The following is a 4809-nucleotide window of genomic DNA, read 5'->3' on the forward strand; positions in this document are numbered from 1 at the left end:
CGTATATCATGCGCAATGCCTTTTGCTATCGTGATTTCTCAGCAACCTACCGTGCTTTCTCTGGAGAGTTTTCTCGCCCAAGTTGAGCAGCGCTTCCCCAAGCTGATTGGGGCCGAGGCCGAGCGTCTTGCTGTCTCGGCGAAGCGCCAAGCGAAACAGGGCGCGTTTGATCCTCAAGTCAGCGTGGGAACCGAGACCCTTCGCTACAACAGCGCCTCGGCGCGGGGGAAGGCCTCGGCAGGTGCCAACAATGAGATCGGTGTAGAAGCCGCCACGCCCTACGGTCTGAAGCTGGCGGCGGGCCGCAGCTGGAACGCGGGGGGCGTAAAATCTCCGGACTCCGCCACGGGTAGCGAGGGCAACTACTTTTTCTACGGCAAGCTCCCCCTGGCGCGGGGCGGTGGGATTAATGAGAAGCTTGTCGGGCTGACGCAAGCACGACTCGCGGAGCCCGCCGCGACACTGAGCGTGGTGGGGCTGCGGCAAAATACGCTCTTAGAGGTCTCACTGGCCTACTTCGAGTGGTCGGGGGCTGTGCAGAAGCTCCAGATCGCCCAGAAGCTCCTCGATGTGGGAATTTTCCGTGCGACCGGTCTGAAAAAAGAGCTGGCCGCAGGAGCACAGGCAGCGATAATTATCACCGAGGCCGAGGCAGAAGTGGAGCGGCGGCGGGCGAGCTTTATCAAGGCCCAGCGCGATCTGGACAAAGCTACGTTTAAGCTCACCAAGTTTGCCTGGGATGGCGTGGATCTCTTCAAGCTCTCCCCGATGCCGCTGCGCTCGCCCACACTTCTGAGCGAGAGTGCACTCTCGGAGGCACTGCAGCGCGCGAGAGAGCTACGGCCCGAGCTAAAACTCATCGCCTTACAGACGGAGAGCACTCGCCTAGAGGGCAAGCTCGCCCAGAACGATCTTAAACCCGCCGTGGATCTCGTCTTTTCACCCGGCGCGGATCTTGGCAATAAAAGCGTGGGGCTAAACTATAAAGTTGGTATTAATGCCTCAATCCCGCTCTACCAAAACGATGCCAAGGGCCGTAAAGAAGAGGCTTTCCAGAAAGAGCAGAAACTCACACGGGAAGCCGAGCTGGTCCAGCGCAATATTGAGCTTGAGGTGCGCGACGCCAGCAATGCCATTGACCGCACCCAGCAGCGCTTTCTCGCGGCGCAAGAGCGCTACCAGAAAACAAAAGAAGTCGAAGAGGGCGAGATCAAGCTCTACCAGCGCGGGCTTGGGACGCTTTTTTTGGTCAATCAGCGCGAGCAAGCCACAGCAGAGGCCGCCAGCCTGCTGATTGATATCCAGGTAGAGTACGAGCAGTCACTTGCCGCACTGCGTGCGGCGAGTATGGAACTTTAGAACGAAGAGAAAAAACGAAAAATAAAATGTACTGTCCCATGTGTAGCACTCCCCTCCGTGCCGTTGAGCGCCAGGGGCTTCCCATTGATTTCTGCCCTGGCTGCCAGGGTGTCTGGCTTGACCAAGGAGAGCTCGATGAGCTCATCCGTCGTGAGGCGAGTGAGGCGCTTCTCCAGGGACAGCGACTTCTCCAGAGCCAGCGCAACGCACGTGCTTACGACCGCGTTGACTACGATGCCCCCGCTCCGGCTCCACCTCTGAACTTTGCCCTACGCGCGAACTCGGAGGTCCGACGATAGCTTCCTCACATCATCACCATCACCCAACACCCATGGCGCGCCTCCTGAAACTGCTCAGTGAGGACAAGAGCGACCTAGGCGTCCTTGCGGTCTACACGATTGTCGTGGGCTTGCTGGGACTTGCCATGCCACTGGCGGTACAGTCGCTGGTTAACTCGGTGGCGGCAAGCACTGTGCAGCCGCTTGCCGTGCTCTCATTGATTGTCTTGCTGGGCCTGCTCGCCGCCGGGTGGCTCTCACTCTTGCAGCTCGCGTTGGTGGAGACACTCCAGCAGCGGCTCTTTGCACGCTCGGCACTACGCATCGCCCGCAATCTCATCCACAGCACCTCTAGGGCCCTCTACGGCACCTACGCGCCCGAGCTGGCGAACCGCTTTTTTGACGTGCTCACGGTGCAGAAGTCTCTTGCGAAGCTCCTGCTCGACGGGCTCACGGCAGCGCTACAAGCCACAGTCGGACTGGTCGTGCTGGCATTCTACGACAAGAGCGGCTTGCTACTGGGCTTTGATCTCTTCGTGCTGCTGGTCATCGGATTTGTAATCTTCCCGCTGGGGCTTCATGGCCTGCGCACGAGCCTTGCCGAGTCGGCGGAGAAGTACCATCTTGCAGGCTGGCTCCAAGAGCTGGCCCGCTGTCGCATGAGCTTCAAGCTACACGGCACTCCCGAGTTTCTCTTAGCACGCGCGGAAGACCGCGTGGCCGCATGGCTTATCGAGCGGCGACGGCACTTTGCCGTTACGTTTCGCCAGGAGGCGGGCAACCAGCTCTTCACCGCACTGGCCAGCACGGGTGTTCTCGCCATTGGCGGCTACTTGGTGGTGCAGCGCGAGCTCACCCTCGGGCAGCTCATTGCCTCCCAGCTTATTGTCGCCAACGTTTTAAAAGGCACCGATAAGCTCCTGCGCCAAGCCGAGACGCTCTACGATCTGCTCACGGGCCTCGATAAGACAGGCTATCTGACGGATCTTGAGACGGAGCGTGAGGGCGGCCACGAGATCCCGGCCTCCTCTAGCGGCGGCGCAAGAGTTCTCCTCCACGACGTGCACTTTACCTATCCCGGGCCAGGTGGCCGCGAGGTGCTCTCGGGTCTCAATCTGAGCCTGGAGCCGGGCGAGCGCATCAGCCTCGTGGGCGCGAGTGGCACGGGCAAGTCCACACTGGCCTCGCTTCTGGGAGGGCTTGAGGAGGCGAGCTTTGGGCTGATCGAGCTCAACGGCGTGGAGCTACGTGGGGCGTCTCTGAGCTGCCTGCGCGACCGTGTCAATATCATGTCCTACGAGGACGCGATCTTTGAGGGCACGATCGAGGAGAATATCTGCATGGGCCGCACGGGAATCTCTTCCGAGCAGGTGCGCTGGGCTATCACACTAGCACAGTGCATAGATGAGATCGCCGCGCTTCCGGAGGGCCTCCAGTCTCGCTTGGTTCCTGGCGGCGAAAATCTCTCGCGTGGGCAAGCGCAGCGGATTCTGATTGCCCGTGCGATTGTGGACAAGCCGGAGCTACTGATCTTCGATGAGGCCTTTACGGGCCTGGATGAAAATACGACACTGGCGATCTTAGACGGGCTTTTCGCGCCGGAGAATCCTTGGACGATCATCGATATCTCGCACGAGGGGCCGGTCGTGACCCGTGCCAGCAAGATCTATGTCTTAGCGGATGGTAAGATCGTCGAGAGCGGCAGTCCACAGGAGCTGGCAGCGACTGAGAATAGCGAGTTTGTGCGCCTCTTTCCCCTGCTTAGCCGCATGCTACGAGGAGCACTTTAAAAATGGCAAGTTTGTCTTCGCAAAAAGAGCTGGATCAGCGCACACAGCGCCTCGTTCCCACACGCCCCGGCAAGCGCCGGATCGTGATCACACTCCTTACCATTGTCGCGATTCTCACCGCGATTCTCAAGCTCACTCCGTTCCAGCAGACGGTGATCGGCAATGGAAAAGTCGGTGTGTTTGCCGTGATGAACCGCCCACAGACCGTGGATGCCCAGATCGGGGGACGGCTGGTATCTTGGAGTGTCCAAGAGGGCCAGAACATCAAAAAAGGTCAGCTTTTGGGCGAGATCGAGGACACCGAGTCGCGGTTTCTCTCTCAGAATCGCTATAAACTCATTGATAAGCAGCTCACGGCCCAGCGCCAGCGCAAGGCCGAGGTCGAGCAGCGCATCGCGGAGATTGAAGCACAGCTCGTCTCGCTCGAAGGCTCACGCGGTGCCCAGATCCCCGCAGCCTCGGAGCGCCAGGGACAGGCACGCAACCGGCTTGGCGTTGCGCAACAAAACGTGGTCGTCGCGCAGAAAGCCCTAGATGCCACCAAGCAAGTCGCCACAAAGCAGGCGGAGCAGCGCATCACCCAGGCCACACAGCGCGTCGCACAGGCAAAAGATCGCCTGAAGCAAGCCGAGCAGACCATCGACGCCGATACCGTCTCGCTGAGAGTCAACCGCATCCAGAAAGAGCGTCTTGCGGAGCTTCTCAAAGAGGGCCTGCGCTCTCAGCGTGAGTTTGAGCTGGCGGAGCAGGCATTAAATGCCGCCGAGGTCAAGCTCACCCAGTCCAAGCTGGCCGTGGAGATCGCGCAAAAAGAGATCCTCAACGCCGAGGCCGATCTAAGATTTGCCAAGGCGACGGGCATTCAGGCCGATATTGACGTGCAGCGCGCCACGGCCCAGGTCGTCTCTGCCCGAGAGGCACTCGCCTCTGCGCAGCGCGACGTGACGGTCTTTGGCTTTGAGCAGACCCGCGTAGACGCCGATACCGCAGCGGCCCTGAGCCGAGAGCGGGCGAACTTGCAGCAAGTCAAAGAGAGCCTGGCCGCCATCACCGACAGTATCGCAAAAGCCGAGCTGGAGCGAGAGAACATGCAAGCACGCGTCGCCCAGCAAAAAATCTTCGCACCGTCGTCGGGGAGGGTCTCACGGATTGGCAAGACCATCGGCCCTGGCCAGACGGTCAAGAAAGATGATGTGCTTTTGGAGATCGTCCCCGAGACGCTCGATCAGGCCGTCGAGCTGGTACTCAGCGGCTTTGATGCGCCTCTCGTCACCGTGGGACGCAAAGCTCGGCTCCAGTTCAACGGCTTCCCCGCCGTGCAGATTCAGGGTTTTCCTCAGGCCGCCGTGGGCACGTTTGCGGGCGTGGTCACCAACATGGAC

The 4809-nt window shown here is 60.1% G+C and carries 4 protein-coding genes; all 4 read left to right on the forward strand.

Annotated features, from left to right (window positions below; genetic code table 11):
• Positions 1–15 precede the first annotated feature (15 nt).
• On the forward strand, positions 16–1359 hold the full coding sequence (locus AC1XOS_RS19735; protein WP_481963928.1) for a TolC family protein: 1344 nt from the start codon (positions 16–18) through the stop codon (positions 1357–1359).
• Positions 1360–1397: 38 nt separating this feature from the next.
• Positions 1398–1658 carry a TFIIB-type zinc ribbon-containing protein gene (locus AC1XOS_RS19740; RefSeq protein ID WP_481963929.1) on the forward strand — a complete coding sequence of 87 codons (261 nt, stop codon included), beginning with the start codon at positions 1398–1400 and terminating at the stop codon, positions 1656–1658.
• 32 nt (positions 1659–1690) lie between these two features.
• Positions 1691–3427, forward strand: coding sequence for a peptidase domain-containing ABC transporter (locus AC1XOS_RS19745; protein ID WP_481963930.1), 1737 nt, complete (start codon positions 1691–1693; stop codon positions 3425–3427).
• Positions 3428–3429: 2 nt separating this feature from the next.
• Positions 3430–4809, forward strand: a 1380-nt coding sequence (locus AC1XOS_RS19750) for an HlyD family secretion protein (RefSeq protein ID WP_481963931.1), incomplete at its 3' end; no start/stop codon positions are given.

This window comes from Armatimonas sp., from assembly GCF_964826245.1.